Origin of the sequence: Pseudomonas sp. MD195_PC81_125, from assembly GCF_014060985.1 — a bacterium.
In the GTDB taxonomy this organism is placed as follows: Bacteria; Pseudomonadota; Gammaproteobacteria; order Pseudomonadales; family Pseudomonadaceae; genus Aquipseudomonas; species Aquipseudomonas parakoreensis.
The window spans coordinates 1-15,698 of record NZ_JABULD010000343.1 but is presented as its reverse complement, the minus strand read 5'-3'; the positions used below and the strand labels follow the sequence as shown (position 1 = coordinate 15,698).

General features: G+C 60.9%; 13 protein-coding genes and 3 pseudogenes. 11 read left to right on the top strand and 5 right to left on the bottom strand.

Going from position 1 to position 15,698, the window contains the following annotated elements:
- Nucleotides 1-213: 213 nt before the first annotated feature.
- On the top strand, nt 214-633 hold the full coding sequence (gene rnk / locus HT737_RS14350; protein ID WP_041071993.1) for a nucleoside diphosphate kinase regulator: 420 nt from the start codon (nt 214-216) through the stop codon (nt 631-633).
- Nucleotides 634-640: 7 nt separating this feature from the next.
- Here rnk and HT737_RS14345 read toward each other — a convergent pair whose 3' ends face one another.
- The 3 genes from HT737_RS14345 to HT737_RS14335 all read right to left on the bottom strand — a co-directional run bounded on the left by HT737_RS14345 (nt 641) and on the right by HT737_RS14335 (nt 4,458).
- A complete protein-coding gene (locus HT737_RS14345) occupies nt 641-3,484 on the bottom strand; it encodes a class I adenylate cyclase (protein ID WP_182402983.1) in 2,844 nt (947 codons plus the stop codon).
- Between the two features lie 183 nt (nt 3,485-3,667).
- Complete coding sequence (locus HT737_RS14340) at nt 3,668-3,913, bottom strand: TIGR02647 family protein (RefSeq protein ID WP_003229392.1); 246 nt, start codon at nt 3,911-3,913, stop codon at nt 3,668-3,670.
- A 260-nt stretch (nt 3,914-4,173) separates the two neighbouring features.
- A complete protein-coding gene (locus tag HT737_RS14335; RefSeq protein WP_182402981.1) occupies nt 4,174-4,458 on the bottom strand; it encodes a hypothetical protein in 285 nt (94 codons plus the stop codon).
- 123 nt (nt 4,459-4,581) lie between these two features.
- Between HT737_RS14335 and HT737_RS14330 the strand changes: the two genes are divergently transcribed.
- Complete coding sequence (locus HT737_RS14330; RefSeq protein ID WP_047297256.1) at nt 4,582-5,241, top strand: glutathione S-transferase family protein; 660 nt, start codon at nt 4,582-4,584, stop codon at nt 5,239-5,241.
- Nucleotides 5,242-5,360: 119 nt separating this feature from the next.
- Here the strand turns inward: HT737_RS14330 and argH are convergent, their stop codons facing one another.
- Nucleotides 5,361-6,755, bottom strand: a complete 1,395-nt coding sequence (gene argH / locus HT737_RS14325) for an argininosuccinate lyase (RefSeq protein WP_047297255.1) — start codon at nt 6,753-6,755, stop codon at nt 5,361-5,363.
- A gap of 335 nt (nt 6,756-7,090) precedes the next feature.
- On the opposite strand from argH, the pseudogene HT737_RS32750 reads away from it, so the two are divergent.
- From HT737_RS32750 to rsd, 8 genes and pseudogenes are all read left to right on the top strand, one after another.
- Nucleotides 7,091-7,231 (top strand): annotated as a pseudogene (locus HT737_RS32750) (sensor histidine kinase); the annotation flags it as partial.
- Nucleotides 7,228-7,974, top strand: a complete 747-nt coding sequence (locus tag HT737_RS14320) for a LytTR family DNA-binding domain-containing protein (protein WP_041072003.1) — start codon at nt 7,228-7,230, stop codon at nt 7,972-7,974. The pseudogene HT737_RS32750 and the gene HT737_RS14320, both read left to right, overlap by 4 nt.
- Before the next feature lie 137 nt (nt 7,975-8,111).
- Nucleotides 8,112-9,053, top strand: coding sequence for a hydroxymethylbilane synthase (hemC, locus tag HT737_RS14315; protein ID WP_182402979.1), 942 nt, complete (start codon nt 8,112-8,114; stop codon nt 9,051-9,053).
- Entirely contained in the window at nt 9,050-9,817 is a 768-nt protein-coding gene (locus HT737_RS14310) for a uroporphyrinogen-III synthase (protein ID WP_182402977.1), read from the top strand. Before hemC ends, HT737_RS14310 begins: the two co-directional genes overlap by 4 nt.
- Nucleotides 9,818-9,833: 16 nt before the next feature.
- Nucleotides 9,834-10,977 (top strand): annotated as a pseudogene (locus HT737_RS14305) (uroporphyrinogen-III C-methyltransferase).
- Complete coding sequence (locus HT737_RS14300; RefSeq protein WP_182402974.1) at nt 10,974-12,212, top strand: heme biosynthesis protein HemY; 1,239 nt, start codon at nt 10,974-10,976, stop codon at nt 12,210-12,212. The pseudogene HT737_RS14305 and the gene HT737_RS14300 overlap by 4 nt, the downstream one beginning before the upstream one ends.
- A 218-nt stretch (nt 12,213-12,430) precedes the next feature.
- A complete protein-coding gene (locus tag HT737_RS14295; protein WP_182402972.1) occupies nt 12,431-12,982 on the top strand; it encodes a disulfide bond formation protein B in 552 nt (183 codons plus the stop codon).
- Nucleotides 12,983-13,168: 186 nt separating this feature from the next.
- A complete protein-coding gene (rsd, locus tag HT737_RS14290) occupies nt 13,169-13,627 on the top strand; it encodes a sigma D regulator (protein ID WP_131670681.1) in 459 nt (152 codons plus the stop codon).
- A gap of 80 nt (nt 13,628-13,707) precedes the next feature.
- On the opposite strand, the pseudogene HT737_RS14285 reads toward rsd, so the two are convergent.
- Nucleotides 13,708-14,374, bottom strand: a pseudogene (locus tag HT737_RS14285) (FKBP-type peptidyl-prolyl cis-trans isomerase).
- Between the two features lie 192 nt (nt 14,375-14,566).
- Between HT737_RS14285 and HT737_RS14280 the strand changes: the two are divergent.
- A complete protein-coding gene (locus HT737_RS14280; protein WP_182402969.1) occupies nt 14,567-15,688 on the top strand; it encodes an AlgP family protein in 1,122 nt (373 codons plus the stop codon).
- Nucleotides 15,689-15,698: the final 10 nt, after the last annotated feature.

Below are 15,698 nucleotides of genomic sequence, written 5' to 3'. Positions count from 1 at the left end.
GATCTTTTTGATCTTGCTCCTTGAAAAGCAAAAGATCGCACCTGCGGCAGCTCCTACAGGGTTAGCGGGGTGCCGGGTGGGTGGCTTGTATATTTTTTGAGCTGTGATAGTGTCCGAACACGCCTCAACCCATCGAGGCCTGGTGAAAACCCCGTCTTTTTTTGGCGGGGTTTTGCTTTTTTTGTGTGCAGAAGAAAGGAGTCTGCCCGGATCATGACCGCACCTTCCATCACCCTTACCCGTCTGGACGTACAACGTCTGGAGCGCCTGATCGACAACCTGAACGAGAAAGACCAGGCTGCGCCGGGCGTGATCGCGCTGCAAACCGAACTGGACCGCGCCGATACACTGGTCGGCCACGATGAAGTGCCCGCTGATGTCGTGACGATGAATTCCCGCGTGCACTGCCGCGAAGAAGGCAGCGGCAAGGATTATCACCTGACGCTGGTCTATCCCAAGGATGCCAATGCTGACGAAGGCAAGATCTCGATCCTCGCACCGGTCGGCAGCGCGCTGCTGGGCCTGAAGGTCGGTCAGCACATCGACTGGCCCGCGCCGGGTGGCAAGACCCTGAAACTGACTTTGCTGGAAGTCGAGTCGCAACCGGCCAACGGCGGTGATTTCCGCGAGTGACCCCGCCTCAGATCTGTTCGAGCGCCTCGTTCAGGGCGCGCTCCAGGTCGGCCTTGTAGCGCAAATACAGATTGCTTGAACTCTGCCCGTCACCAAGCAGGCCCGAGAGGTCCAGGTCGGTGATGTAGCAGCGATAGCGCTCGGTTTCGCGGCGCTGTTCGACGATCTCCCGGGCGACCACGCTAAACAGCTGGTCGCCATGTTCGAGCTCGCTGAATTCTCGTTGATTGCAATACAGGGTGACCTGCACTTCGCCCGGTGCGGCTTTGCCAATGATTGCCTGCACATCGTAGAACGGTTTGTTCACCGGGGTTTGCGGCGCCGGCCGTGCTTCGACCCGGCGCGCGCGCCCCGGGCCTGAAGGCAATAACTGGTAATACAAGGTTTCGAGGCTGATCGCCGGGCTGCCGTCCATCGGCAACAGTGCTTCTCGCCGGTACTGGATCGATTGCAGGAATCGCTGCAGCGGCACCAGCAGGCTCTGTTCATCGTGGTACGGCAGATGCTGTTGCCACAGCGCGTTGAACTCATCCAGCACGTACAACTCGGCCTGTTGTTCGGTAATCCGGTAGAACACCTGAATCGCCTCCGGCTGGCCCATGGGCAGAATCAGCGCGAGGTCATGATCCTCCAGCGCCATCGGATCCAGGTGCAGCGGGCTATAGCGCGGCTGTTCTTCACCCAGATAATCGAGCAGCGCCGGCAGGGTGGCGAGCGCGACATGATTGACCTGGCCCGGCACCAGTTCCAGCACGTGATAGTGCTGTTGCACCTGAATCAGGTAGCGGTGGTTGAGCTCGCTGAGCAGCAGAGTCTGCGCAGTATCGATGACTTCTTCGACGCGCCGGGCAATGAACTGTGCGCGGTTGTGGCAGAAGCAGCGCACTTTCAATGACGGCTGCTGCGGGCCGCGCGGCAGGTTGTTGAGGTAGTCGCGCAGGCAATCGAGCAATGCGTGGGGACCGTCGAAGCGGTTGACCAGCACTTCGTTCCAGCTGTTGAGCGTGACCTGATCGAGGGTCAATACAAGGTTTTCGCGCACCCCGGCGTAACTCAACGAATCGGTGCGCTCGGTGGTCATCAGGATGTTCAGGTCGCGATGATGCTTGAGCGGGTCGACACCGACGTTGACCAGTATCAGCACCTCGCTCGGCATCGCGGCGCGCAGCAGCGGCTCTTCTGCAACGGTTGGCAGGGGCAGGGCGATGCACTGCTGCAGGCTGCCGAGCAAGTTGAACAACTCGAACTCGCTCATGTCGCTGGTGCCGGGATGAAGGGCCAGGCGCGTGCTGCTGTCGATCACGCCGTTGCGATGGCACCAGGTCAGCAGCTCGAGCAACTCGCGGCTGCGCTTGATCGGCGCAAAGTGCTCCCATTCCAGGGCGTTCAGGCTGCCGTTGTACAAGCCCCACTGGGTTTGCCCGGGCTCTTTCTTGTTCGGCGACTGCACCAGGGTCAAGGTGTCTTCGGCGAGGTCCGGGGCGATGCGGGGATTGATGAATTCGACCTTGTCGGCCTTGCGCTCGAACGCGGCGTACAGACGACGGCCAAGCACGTTCAGGTCGCGCTTGTTGATCAGGCTGACGGTCTGTTCGCTGCGGGCAAACTGGGTCAGGAAGCGGTAGCTGTAATTCAGCTCATTGACCAGGGCGCGGCGTTCAGCGCTGACCTGGCGGACTTTCCACTGGCTGCGGCTGTCGAGCAAGGCCAGTTGGCGCTGATCCCAATGCCATTCGTGCGCCAGGCGCTCCAGCAGCGAGCGCTGCCAGCTCTGGGTGCGGCTGCTGCCAGTGAGCTTGCGGTTGACCTTGAGGTACAACGCGCGTCGTACCAGCTCCAGCCGCTCCGGCTCGTTGCGGGCGGTCAGGTACTCTTCGATGCGTCGGTACACGACCATGTACGGATCCAGCTCATCCAGATCCAGTTGATTGGCAAACACGGCCTGCTTGTAACGCAGGCTCAAGCACTGCACTTTCGGGTGTTCGCTGGCGTAGACCTCGGTCAGCAACAATTTGAGTACCGATTTGTAGGGCGACTCAATGCCCTTGAACAGTTGCCACAGGCCGGCGCCGATGAACTCGCCCGGCGGAATCGTCGCCAAATGCCCGAGATCCAGCGTCTCGTCGGCGCGGATGAAGCGCTTGGACAGCAAAGTGTGGGTGTACAAGTCGTACGCACTTTCTTCGTAGACCGGCACCAGCCACCAGATCGGCGTGCGTCCGCCCAGCCAGATCGCGGTGCGATAAAACTCGTCCAGCAGCAGATAGTGCTGAGTGCTGCCGCAATTTTCGGAGCTGAGCTGGCTGTCGCGTTCGCCTGTGACGAAACGCACCGGGTCGATCAGAAAGAAGTGCGCCTCGGCGCCCTGGGTCGCGGCCCAGGCTTCGAGCAGCTGGCATTTTTTGCGCAGCTCGGCGATCTCGCTTTCGCCCAGATCCGGCGCATGGCAGACCCACACGTCCATGTCGCTCTGATCGGCCTGGGCCAGGGTGCCGAGGCTGCCCATCAGGAACAGCCCGTGAATCGGCCGTGGCGGGTTGCTGCCGTGGCGTGGTTTGTAGGAGAACGAGCGAGTCAGGCGTTGTGCTTCGGCGAGGGCGATGGCGTCCGGTTCATAGTTGGACAGCCCGGCTGGCGTGCTGCCGGAAACATAGCCCGGCAGCAGCGGATGATTGACGTGGAAGAACAGCGGCAGCAGGGTCAGCACGCCTTGCTGGCGGGTCGACAGCCCTTCGAGTGCCCGGCCAAGGCGACCTTCATTGAGCTTGAGAAAACGCGCGCGCAGCTGGCTGAGTACCTTGCGGTCGATGCCTTCGTCCAGATCGGGGCGGATTTCATGGGTGCGCGTCATGTCAGCTCAAACCGGCTCGTGGGCTCGGACGAAGAGGGTCTCGGAATGGGAGGCAGTTTAGCCTTTGCACGGCGGGACTTTTAAGCTGAATTTGTTTTTTGACGCCAGATTTTTAGCGCGAGGGCCAGGCAGGCCCCGCGGAAATCCCGTGGCAGGAGTTCCCGTGGGCAAAAGAAGGGGGAATCAGGCGGTTTCCTGCTCTCTCAGAATGGTCAGCACGGTTTGCACATTTTGCGCGGCATCGCGACCCAGGCTGGTCAGATACCCGCCATCGGGCTGGTCGGTGAGTTCTTTTTCGAAGAGGCGTTTGGCGGCGGCAATGTGTTTCGGGGCAGCGGTCTGATGAATTTTCAAACCTTCCTGGGAACTGTCCAGGTTGAAGAGTGCGAGGACTTCCAGTTCGGCAACCAACTCAGGGGTAAGCGACATAAGGACTCCAGACTTTCTAGGAATTGGACGACAGCGTCCCTAAGGTGAACCCGCTTTTGCGGCATGTCCAGTGCTCAGATCAGGGATTTTGTCTTGAGGCGGATTCCAGTGTAGTCGGGGCCGGAGAGATGGCTGGATGGATGGGTGACAAATTGTGTGGGAGTGAGCCTGCTCGCGAAAGCGGTGTGTCATATAGCGTTGTTTTTGCTGATACACGGCATTCGCGAGCAGGCTCGCTCCCACAAGGGGCTGTGTTTTGCTTACTGCTTTTCCGCTGGCAACTCTGGTAGCGCGCGCAGTGCGGTTTCATACCACTCGGTATTGAACGCGCGGTCTTCGTCGAGCATCGCGTCAATCTCATAGGCCAGCACGTGCGCCATCAGGTTGAGGATCTCTTCGCGCTCGACACCCACCAGGGTCAACTTGTTGAAGGTCGCCTTGGCAGCTGGCGGGTTGTCGCTTTCGATCTGGTTCTCGATGGCTTCGATCAACGTCGCCTCGGTGAACTCTTCTTCGTCGTTGTCGATGTCTGTCGGCTCGCTCATGGCAGGCTCCTCAAGGAAAGGCGCCAGTTTACCCGCATTCAGCGGCGTGATGCTGCTGGCAGGATCGTGACGGGCGATCTATAAACAGTGCCTGCCCACCCCGCACGGCCTGGAGGCTATGTGATGTTCAAGCTCTATGGATTCGCTGTCAGCAACTACTACAACATGGTCAAACTGGCGCTGTTGGAAAAAGGCCTGGCGTTCGAAGAAGTCACCTTCTACCCGACGCAGACCCCGGAGTCGCTGGCGATCAGCCCGCGCGGCAAAGTGCCGGTACTCGGCGTCGATGCCGGATTTATTAACGAAACCGCGATCATCCTCGAATACCTTGAGCAGACCCAGAAAGGCACGCCGCTGCTGCCGAGCGATCCATTCGAGCGAGCGCAGGTGTTGGCGATTGCCAAGGAAATCGAGCTGTACATCGAGCTGCCGGGGCGCGCCTGTTATGGCGAGGCGTTCTTCGGCGCGACGGTGCCGGACGCGATCAAGGAGAAAACCAAAGCGGAGCTGTTGCTGGGTTTTGCGGCGCTGGGCCGACACGGCAAGTTCGCGCCGTACGTGGCGGGCGACAGCCTGAGCATTGCGGATCTGTACTTTCTGTACAGCGTGCCGCTGGCCTGTGCGGTCGGGCAAAAACTGTTCGGGATCGATTGGCTGGCGGAGATGCCGAAAGCCAAGGCGCTGCTGGAGCAGCTTGAGCAGAATCCGCATGTGCAGAAGATTGCTGCGGACAAAGAGGCGGCGATGCCGGCGTTTTTGGCGATGATCGCTGCCAAGAAGTGATATTGCGGCGTTTGTAAATAGGTAATCGCTGGCAAGCCCGCTCCCACAGGTCTTTGGGCCGAACACAAAATCGTGTTCCAACAAAGAACCCTGTGGGAGCGGGCTTGCCCGCGATGCTTTTAGCGGCTTGCGATCAACGTCTGACCGCGAACCACCGCTGCCTTGACCTGCGCCGGCGCAGTCCCGCCGATGTGGTCACGGGCATTCACCGAGCCTTCCAGCGTCAGTACGGCAAACACGTCCTGCTCGATCTGGTCGCTGAACTGGCGCAGTTCCTCCAGGCTCATCTCGGCCAGATCCTTGCCGGTATCCACACCGTATTTCACCGCGTGACCGACGATTTCGTGGCAATCACGGAACGGCAGGCCACGGCGTACCAGGTAGTCCGCCAGGTCGGTGGCGGTGGAGAAACCGCGCAGGGCCGCTTCACGCATGATCGCGTGTTTCGGCTTGATCGCCGGGATCATGTCGGCAAAGGCGCGCAGCGAATCGCGCAGGGTGTCGGCGGCGTCGAACAGCGGTTCCTTGTCTTCCTGATTGTCCTTGTTGTAGGCCAATGGCTGGCCTTTCATCAGGGTCAGCAGGCCCATCAGCGCGCCGAATACCCGGCCGGTCTTGCCGCGTACCAGCTCCGGCACGTCCGGGTTTTTCTTTTGCGGCATGATCGAGCTGCCGGTGCAGAAACGATCCGGCAGATCGATGAACTGAAATTGCGCGCTGGTCCACAGCACCAGCTCTTCGGAGAAGCGCGACAGGTGCATCATCGCGATGCTCGCGGCCGAGCAGAATTCGATGGCGAAGTCGCGATCGGAAACGTTGTCCAGCGAGTTACCGCCGACGGCATCGAAACCCAGCAGTTGCGCGGTGTATTCGCGGTCGATCGGGTAGGTGGTGCCGGCCAGCGCAGCGCTGCCCAGCGGCATGCGGTTGGTGCGCTTGCGGCAGTCGACCAGACGCTCGTAGTCGCGGCTGAGCATTTCGAACCAGGCCAGCATGTGGTGGCCGAAGGTCACCGGTTGTGCGGTCTGCAGGTGAGTGAAGCCGGGCATGATGCTCGCCGCTTCACGGTCGGCCTGCTCCAGCAGGCCTTTTTGCAGGCGAGTGATTTCGGCCAGGATCAGGTCGATTTCGTCACGCAGCCACAGGCGGATGTCGGTGGCGACCTGATCGTTACGGCTGCGCCCGGTGTGCAGTTTCTTGCCGGTGATGCCGATGCGGTCAGTCAGGCGCGCTTCGATGTTCATGTGCACGTCTTCGAGGTCGACGCGCCAGTCGAACTGGCCGGCCTCGATTTCGCCCTGGATGGTCTGCAGGCCATCGATGATGCTGTCGCGCTCGGCATCCGTCAGCACGCCGACCTTGGCCAGCATGGTGGCGTGGGCGATCGAGCCCATGATGTCGTGGCGATACAGGCGCTGGTCGAAAGTGACGGAGGCGGTGAAGCGGGCGACGAAGGCGTCGACGGGTTCACTGAAGCGGCCGCCCCAGGACTGATTGGTCTTGTCAGTGCTCATGAATTCGCTCGTATCGGCTTGGAGAAAGAAGGCGTGAAACGCTGGCGCGGATAATAACAGGGTTGCCAATCCTGTCGCTGACACCGGTCGATACGTTTTTTTCTCATCTGCTCGTTCATAGTCGGCGCCGTCTGCAAGGGATTTGCGCAAGGATATTTTTCGATTGAGCAATATCGGCCCGGCAAGCGTCTACAGTTGGACATAAGGGTCGGCGCGACTGCAGATCGCGCTAAGGTCTGGACGCCGACTATAAGAAGAGGGGGTGGGTGGATTTGTCCTTTGGCATACCCCGTGAAAAACGCAGAAAACAGCGGGCTTTGAGCAGTACGACCCGGACACTGGCAAATATTGCTGGCCGACGTACGGCACTTTTTGGCGCTCGGGCTAGTCTTAGCGTGGATCGCGGTGACGGACGTCACTTCACCTGTCTACGCTATCCTTGTGCGAGACTCACGCAGGAATCCAGCGCAATATGAATGTCCTGATCGTTGATGACGAACCACTGGCTCGCGAGCGCCTCAGCCGAATGGTGAGCGAGCTCGAGGGTTATACAGTTCTGGAGCCCAGCGCCACGAATGGCGAAGAGGCGTTGGCGCTGATCGACAGCCACAAGCCGGATATCGTGCTGCTCGATATCCGCATGCCGGGCCTCGATGGCCTGCAGGTGGCTGCCCGTCTGTGCGAGCGTGAAACGCCGCCGGCCGTGGTGTTTTGCACCAGCCCCGATGAATTTGCCGTGGAAGCCCTGCAGGCCAGCGCCGTGGGCTATGTGGTGAAACCCGTGCGAACCGAACATCTGCATGACGCCCTGAAGCGGGCTGAACGTCCCAACCGGGCGCAACTTTCGGCCCTGACCCGGCCTGCCGCCGAAAGCGGCAACGGCCCGCGCAGTCATATCAGCGCCCGAACCCGAAAAGGCATCGAACTGATCCCGCTGGATCAGGTGGTCTATTTCATTGCTGATCACAAGTACGTGACCCTGCGCCATGAAAGTGGCGAGGTGCTGCTGGACGAGCCGCTCAAGGCCCTCGAAGACGAATTCGGCGAGCGTTTCGTGCGCATCCACCGTAACGCGCTGGTCGCCCGCGACCGTATCGAGCGTCTGCAACGCACGCCGCTGGGGCATTTCCAGCTATTTCTCAAAGGCCTCAATGGTGATGCGCTGATCGTCAGCCGGCGGCATGTGGCCGGTGTGCGCAAGATGATGCAGGGCCTCTGACCCGGTCTTCGCGCGCGGTTGCACTTTCTTCTGCCGGGCATTGCAGGCCAGGGAGGCCACGCCGTTTCTGATTCAAGTCAAAGTGGATTTGGCTGAGCTGTTATTATCCGTCGTATCTATTCAGTACGGATTGATCCATGTCCTCTCGCGAAATCCGCATCGCCACCCGTAAAAGTGCGCTGGCCCTCTGGCAGGCCGAATACGTCAAAGCCCGTCTTGAGGAGGCCCATCCGGGTTTGCTGGTGACGCTGGTGCCCATGGTCAGTCGCGGCGACAAGCTGCTCGACTCACCGCTGTCGAAAATCGGTGGCAAGGGGCTGTTCGTCAAGGAACTGGAAACCGCGCTGCTGGAAAACGAAGCCGACATCGCTGTGCACTCGATGAAAGACGTGCCGATGGACTTCCCCGAAGGCCTGGGGCTGTTCTGCATCTGCGAACGTGAAGACCCGCGTGATGCCTTCGTTTCCAATACCTATCAAAGCCTGGATGCGCTGCCTGCCGGCGCTGTCGTCGGCACTTCCAGCCTGCGTCGTCAGGCGCAACTGTTGACCCGTCGCCCGGATCTGGAAATCCGCTTCTTGCGCGGTAACGTCAACACCCGTCTGGCCAAGCTCGATGCCGGCGAGTACGACGCGATCATTCTCGCGGCAGCCGGCCTGATTCGTCTCGGTTTCGAAGACCGCATCACCTCGGCGATCAGTGTCGACGACAGTCTGCCGGCCGGTGGGCAGGGCGCGGTCGGCATCGAATGTCGTAGCGCCGATACGCAAATCCACGCCTTGCTCGCACCGCTGCACCATGCCGATACCGCTTCGCGCGTGACCGCTGAACGTGCTCTGAACAAACATCTGAATGGCGGCTGCCAAGTGCCGATCGCCTGCTACGCCGTGCTTGAGGGTGAGCAATTGTGGCTACGTGGCCTGGTGGGCGAGCCGAGCGGTGGCAAGCTGCTCAGCGCCCAGGCCCGTGCGTCGCGCGCCGATGCCGAAACACTGGGTGTGAAGGTCGCTGAAGACCTGCTCAGTCAGGGTGCCGACGAGATTCTCAAAGCGGTGTATGGCGAGGCAGGTCACGAGTGACTGCGTGGCGCCTGCTGCTGACGCGTCCTGCAGATGACTGCGCGGCGCTGGCCGGGGTGTTGGCCGCAGAAGGTTTTTTCAGCAGTTGCCTGCCGCTTCTGGACATCGTGCCGCTGCCAGTCTCTGACAAGATACGTCGGGCACTGGCGCAACTGTCGGGCTGCAGCGCAATTATCGTGGTCAGCAAACCGGCGGCGCGGATTGCGCTTGATCTGCTGGACGCTCATGGGCCTGGGTCGTTGTCGATGCCGTGGTTCAGCGTCGGCGCGGCGACCGCGCAGATTCTTCGCGATCACGGTCTCGACGTACACTTTCCTGCCGACGGCGATGACAGCGAAGCTCTGCTGCAATTGCCGCGTCTGCGCGAAGCGGTCAGCGGGGCCGACGCGCAGGTGCTGATCCTGCGCGGGGAGGGCGGTCGCGAGTTGCTCGCCGAGCGCCTGCGTGCGCTAGGTGCTAGTGTCGAGTATCTGGAGTTGTACAGGCGTGACCTGCCAGCCTATGCCCCGGATGAACTGCCACGACGGATCGAAGCGGAACGCTTGAACGGGCTGGTGGTCAGCAGTGGACAGGGTTTCGAGCACCTGTGCCAACTGGCCGGCGCTGCCTGGCCGGCGATTGCGCAGTTGCCGTTGTTTGTGCCAAGCCCAAGGGTCGCCGAGCTGGCACGTGCCGCCGGGGCCCAAACAGTTGTGGATTGCCGTGGCGCGAGTGCTGCGGCTTTGCTGACGGCGTTACGGGAGCATCCCGTGCCCGTTCTCTAATGCAAAGGATGGATACGTGAGCGAAACAGCCTTGCCTAAAGATGATGTCCAGCCTGTGATCGATGCCCAGGTTGAAACGCCACCGCCGGCCCAAGCGCCGCGCCGAGGCAACGGCCTGGCCATTGTCGCCCTGTTGCTCGGCGCTGCCGGCGTGGCGATCGGTGGCTGGGGGTGTCTGGCAGGTGCGTCACCTGCAGACCAACACTGCGCAGCAGTCCGGCCAGGTGCAGGCGTTGAACGATCAGGCGCAGAGCCTCAAGCTCAACGAACAGCGCCTGACCGAGCGCCTCGCGCAACTGCCCGGTGCCGATGAACTCGCCGAGCGCCAGCGTCTGGTGACGCAACTGCAGGGTGATCAGCAACGCCTCAATCAGCGCCTGGAAACCGTCCTCGGTGCCAGCCGCAAGGACTGGCGTCTGGCCGAGGCCGAGCATCTGCTGCGACTGGCCAGCCTGCGTCTTTCGGCCTTGCAGGACATCAGCAGCGCGCAGGCGCTGGTGCAGGGCGCTGACGAAATTCTCCGTGAGCAGAATGATCCGGGATCGTTCGCCGCCCGCGAGCAAGTGGCGAAAACCCTCGTCGCGCTGCGCAGCACCGAACAGCCGGATCGCACCGGCCTGTTTCTGCGCATTGGTGCCTTGCGTGACCAGGTCATCGAACTGACCGAACTGGCCCCGGAGTACAAGGATCGTGGCGAGTCACTGCTGGGCCTGACCGCTGACGGCGATGGTGCCAGTCGCTGGGCGCAGTGGTGGGATCAGGTGTCGCGTTACATCCGCATCGATTTCAATGCCGACAAGAACGTGAAGCCACTGCTGGCCGGGCAAAGCCTGAGTCAGGTGCGTCTGGCCCTGAGCCTGGCGCTGGAGCAGGCGCAATGGGCGGCGCTCAATGGCCAGGCGCCCGTCTACACCCAGGCGCTGACCGAAGCGCGGGACGTGCTCAAGGGCAATTTCAACCCGGACAATCCGCAGAGCAAAACCATGCTCGAACAGGTTGCCGAGCTGAGCCAGCAACCGGTCACCGTCAAGACGCCGGACCTGACCGGCACATTGAGCGCGGTGCAGGCTTATCTGGAGCGGCGTAACGTCAACGCTGAAGAGTCGGTCAAACCGTTCGCCAAACCTGCCGCCAGCACCGCGCAGGAGACCACGCCATGAAACGCCTGTATGTGATCGTGTTTCTGGTGATTGCGGCGACAGCGGCACTGGGCCTGGCGATTGCCGAGCACTCCGGTTACGTGCTGATCGCCTACAAGAGCTTCCGTTATGAATCGAGCCTGTGGGCGACGCTGGCACTGATCGCCGTGTTGTGGCTGCTGATTTGGGGCATCAAAGCCCTGGTCGAGCTGGTCATGGCCTCCAGTGGTGTGGTCAACCCGTGGTCGCGACGTAATCGCAGCCGGCGGGTGCAGGTGGCCATCGAACACGGGCAACTGGATCTGGCCGAAGGTCGCTGGGCCAGCGCGCAACGTCATCTGTCTCGCGCCGCCGAGGCCGAGCGCCAGCCGTTGTTGTATTACCTCGGCGCGGCACGCGCGGCCAACGAGCAAGGCAAGTACGAGGAGTGCGATCAGTTGCTTGAGCGTGCGCTGGAGCGCCAGCCGCAGGCCGAACTGGCGATTGCCTTGAGTCATGCGCAATTGCAGACCGATCGCGGTGATACCGACGGCGCCCTGGTGACCCTGCAAGCGATGCACGAGCGGCATCCGCATAACGTGCAGACTTTGCGGCAGTTGCAGCGTCTGCATCAGCAGCGCGGCGACTGGTCGGCGGTGATTCGCCTGTTGCCGGAACTGCGCAAGGACAAGGCTCTGCCGCCAGCCGAACTGGCTGAACTGGAAAGGCGAGCCTGGGGTAACAACCTGTCGCTGGCGGCGCATCGTGACGAGGACGGCAAGGTTGGTCTGCAGTCGCTCACCCGTGCCTGGGAGCAATTGACGTCCGCGCAGCGCCAAGAGCCGGCACTGGTGCTGGCATACGCCGAGCAACTGCGTCAGCTGGGTGCACAGGTTGAAGCGGAAGAGGTCCTGCGCAGCGCCCTCAAGCGCAAGTACGACAGCCATCTTGCACGGCTGTATGGCCTGGTGCGCGGCAGTGATCCGGCGCGTCAGTTGCAGACCGCCGAAGGCTTGCTCAAAGAGCATCCGGCGGATCCGAGCCTGTTGCTGACCCTCGGTCGTCTCTGTCTGCAAACCAGTTTATGGGGCAAGGCACGGGATTACCTGGAAAGCAGTCTGCGGCTGCAGCGCAATCCGGAGGCCTGTGCAGAGCTGGCGCGTCTGCTCGCGCAACTGGGTGACACCGAGCGCAGTAACCAGTTGTTCCAGGAAGGTCTCGGATTGCTGGATGAGCGCCTGCTGGCCGCGCCGTTGCCAGTGCCGGTTCATGCCTGATATCGCGAGGGAGCATGCTCCCTCGTGAACGTTCAGTGAGCGAATAATTACCACCGGCGGGCGTCTTGGGCGATGTCCTACAGCGGACTACGCCTATTCCTCTCGCGTCTGTCGGGTTTTCCCTACACTTCTGGTGAACTGTCGCCAGAGCTCCGCCTTGAAAGGCTGACAAGCTTTCCTCTACCGTAACTGCCTGTCTCCATTGCTACGGAAAAGCCATGTCGTTGGCCTGTTCACGCTCCTTGTTATTCACGGCTTTCACTGCAGGGGCTATGGCCCTGGGAGCTTCCTATTATCTCGAGTATGCGGTCGGGCTGACGCCCTGCAGCCTGTGCCTGGCGCAACGATTCTTCATGGCGCTGCTGACGTTGTGTTGCGGGGTGGCGGCAGTCCATGGACCACGGCGTTTCGGCCTGTCGCTGTACTGGGGCGCTGCGCTTGGCCTGAGCCTGGGCGGGACGACGGCAGCCTGGCGACAGGTGTTGTTGCAGAGTGACCCGCTGGTGCAGATGACGAGATGCGCGCCAGATTCCGAAGCGTTGTTCAGCAATCTGCCATGGTTGTGTGCCACGGTGCGGATGCTCAAAGGGGATGGTGATTGCGCAGAAATTTCCTGGACACTGTTCGATTTGAGTATCCCCGAGTGGAGCCTGCTGTTCTTTGTGGCAATGTTCATCCTGTCTGTGTACCAATTGCTGCGGCTGGTCTGGAGCGCTCTGCAGCGCTCCCCCAGCGGCGAAGCGTCGCACCGCGCGCTGGTCAGGGATTAAACACTTGTATGAACTTTATCTCCTGCGTACCTTGAAGCCACAGGCGTGCGGGCATAATCTGGCCCGCACGTGTCATTGGATTTATGTTGCTCGATGACGCTCTGCCCGGTTCGCCTCCAAGCGATAACAGCCAGAAAAGGGGCGCGGGTGTAGAGCAGCATGACCCACAAGGGAAGAGAGATCGCCATGCTCGAAAGTTGTCAGAATGCTCAGGAACGCTGGGGTGGAGTTCATCTGCTGATCGACCGCTGGTTGCAAGAGCGTGAAGAACTGATCGGTGCCTACGACAAGCTGGGCGACAAGCCGCAGGCTCTGTCCGAGAACCGTAAACCCTTGCTGGAATTCTGCGGTGTGCTTGTCGATTATGTCTCGGCCGGGCACTTCGAGATCTACGAACAACTGACCGGTGAAGCCAAGGCGTTCAACGACAAGCGCGGCCTCGAACTCGCCGAAACCCTTTACCCGCGTATTGACGTCATCACCGAAAAACTCCTCGCGTTCAACGATCTTTGCGATGCAGGCAAATGCGTCGCCGAGAAGTTCAAGGAACTGGGTGGCCTGCTGCACGAGCGCTTCGAGCTGGAAGACTGTCTGATTGAAGTGCTGCACACGGCACACAAGCAGGAAGATCCGGTTCAGGCCTGACAGGTTTCTCGCAGGCATAAAAAAAAACGCGGTGCGCCGAAAGCGCATCGCGTTTTTTTATGCCCGTGAATCGGCGTGAATCAGCTCGTTGCACCGCGCAATTCGACCTCAAACACCAATGGTGTAAACGGCGCGATCAGATCGCCCGCACCGTCGGCGCCATAGGCCTGGTCCGACGGAATCACCAGTCGCCACCTGGCACCTACCGGCATGTTCTGCAGTGCGGTACGCCAGCCGGCAATCACACTGTCGAGGCTGAACCATTGCGGCTGAGTGTTCTGGTCGAACACCGTGCCATCCGGCAATCGACCGACGTACAGCACCTGCACTTTTCCATCGGGCCCGGCCTTGGCACCAGTGCCTGGTGTCAGCTCGGTCAGGAGAATGCCGTCGGCCAATTCTTTCACCCCCGGTTTGGCTTTTTCGGCGGTGAGAAAACGTTGTTCGTTTTCCATCGCGGCATCGCTTGAAGGCAGCGTTGAGTGTTCGGCGTTTTGCGATTCGTGATCGGCGAGGATCTGCTCGATCCGTGCTTCGCTCAGTGCCAATGGCTTGCCTTGATAGGCCTGCTGCAATCCGTCGACCAACGCCTGGATCTGCAATTGCGGGACCTCTTGGCGCAAGCGCTCACCGAGGCTGGCGCCGAGGCTGTAGGCCAGATCGTGAGCATCGTTCGCGGTGGCTTTTTTCGTCGGCGTGGGCGGCGGAAAAAATCATCCAGAGGGATAAAACAAGGTAGCGCGACATGGGCACACTCCGTCCTGAGATGCGGGCGATTATGCCAGCGCGAACGTCTGCAACGGTGAACTGCTTTTGTCTTTGTGCAGAACATTTTCGCTTCGTTGCAACGCAACGGTTTCGTTACTGTCAAGATGACCTAGCGGCGGTAACTGCAGAGGTCTAGTATGAGCCGCACTCACGTCAGCCAGGAGGTAAACCATGTCGGCCACCAAGAAGCCTGTAAACACTCCGTTGCACTTACTCCAACAACTCTCGGGCAGCCTGCTCGAGCATTTGGAAAACGCTTGCTCCCAAGCCTTGGCTGATGCTGAAAAACTGCTCGCCAAACTGGAAAAGCAACGCGGCAAGGCGCAAGAAAAGCTGCACAAATCCCGCACCAAATTGCAGGACGCAGCCGCTGCCGGTAAAGCCAAGGCGCAGAACAAGGCCAAGGCTGCAGTCAAAGAACTCGAAGATCTGCTCGATGCGCTGAAGAATCGCCAGTCCGACACTCGCAGCTACATTCTGCAACTCAAGCGAGACGCCCAGGAAAGCCTGAAACTGGCCCAGGGTGTCGGTCGTGTGCAAGAAGCCGCCGGCAAAGCGTTGACCTCTCGCGCAGCAAAACCTGCAGCAGTGCCTGCGAAGAAAGCGGCCGCGAAACCTGCGGCGGCAAAAGCGCCGGCGAAAACTGCTGCAGCCAAACCAGCGGCAAAACCAGCGGCCAAGGCACCGGCTAAAACCGCCGCCAAACCTGCTGCCAAAACCGCAGTGAAAAAACCGGCTGCAGCGAGCGCTGCGAAACCGGCTGCTCGTACTGCCGCTGCCAAACCTGCAGCGACAAAACCGGCTGCCAAGCCAGCGGCAAAACCTGCTGCGCGCAAAGCCGCTCCGGTAAAAACCGCTGCTGCTAAACCAGCTGCCAAAGTCGCGGTAAAACCGGCTGCCAAACCTGTCGCGAAAACCGCCGCTGCAAAACCGGTCGCGGCAAAACCAGCTGCCAAGGTTGCTGCCAAACCAGTGGCCAAGCCTGCTGCTAAAACCGCGGCCAAACCAGCGGCCAAACCTGCAGCAGCAAAACCTGCGACCGCTGCGGCCAAGCCTGCTGCCAAACCAGTAGCCGCTAAACCAGCCGCCAAGCCGGTTGCAAAACCCGCCGCGAAAAAACCGGCCGCTGCCAAACCCGCTGCCGCCAAACCGGCGACTGCACCGGCTGCCAAGCCAGCTGCTCCAGCGCCAGCCGCGGCACCTGCTCCAGCCGCTTCCACCTCGACCACCTCGACTGCGCCAACGCCAGCCGCTGCGTCGAGCGTCAGCAGCAACCCGACCAGCGCTTCCTAAGTGCCGGTTG

What these genes read in the sequence shown, in the direction of transcription:
- rnk (WP_041071993.1), top strand. Translation starts at nt 214, where the DNA reads ATGACCGCACCTTCCATCACCCTTACCCGTCTGGACGTACAACGTCTG.
- HT737_RS14345 (WP_182402983.1), bottom strand. Translation starts at nt 3,484, where the DNA reads ATGACGCGCACCCATGAAATCCGCCCCGATCTGGACGAAGGCATCGAC.
- HT737_RS14340 (WP_003229392.1), bottom strand. Translation starts at nt 3,913, where the DNA reads ATGTCGCTTACCCCTGAGTTGGTTGCCGAACTGGAAGTCCTCGCACTC.
- HT737_RS14335 (WP_182402981.1), bottom strand. Translation starts at nt 4,458, where the DNA reads ATGAGCGAGCCGACAGACATCGACAACGACGAAGAAGAGTTCACCGAG.
- HT737_RS14330 (WP_047297256.1), top strand. Translation starts at nt 4,582, where the DNA reads ATGTTCAAGCTCTATGGATTCGCTGTCAGCAACTACTACAACATGGTC.
- argH (WP_047297255.1), bottom strand. Translation starts at nt 6,755, where the DNA reads ATGAGCACTGACAAGACCAATCAGTCCTGGGGCGGCCGCTTCAGTGAA.
- HT737_RS14320 (WP_041072003.1), top strand. Translation starts at nt 7,228, where the DNA reads ATGAATGTCCTGATCGTTGATGACGAACCACTGGCTCGCGAGCGCCTC.
- hemC (WP_182402979.1), top strand. Translation starts at nt 8,112, where the DNA reads ATGTCCTCTCGCGAAATCCGCATCGCCACCCGTAAAAGTGCGCTGGCC.
- HT737_RS14300 (WP_182402974.1), top strand. Translation starts at nt 10,974, where the DNA reads ATGAAACGCCTGTATGTGATCGTGTTTCTGGTGATTGCGGCGACAGCG.
- HT737_RS14295 (WP_182402972.1), top strand. Translation starts at nt 12,431, where the DNA reads ATGTCGTTGGCCTGTTCACGCTCCTTGTTATTCACGGCTTTCACTGCA.
- rsd (WP_131670681.1), top strand. Translation starts at nt 13,169, where the DNA reads ATGCTCGAAAGTTGTCAGAATGCTCAGGAACGCTGGGGTGGAGTTCAT.
- HT737_RS14280 (WP_182402969.1), top strand. Translation starts at nt 14,567, where the DNA reads ATGTCGGCCACCAAGAAGCCTGTAAACACTCCGTTGCACTTACTCCAA.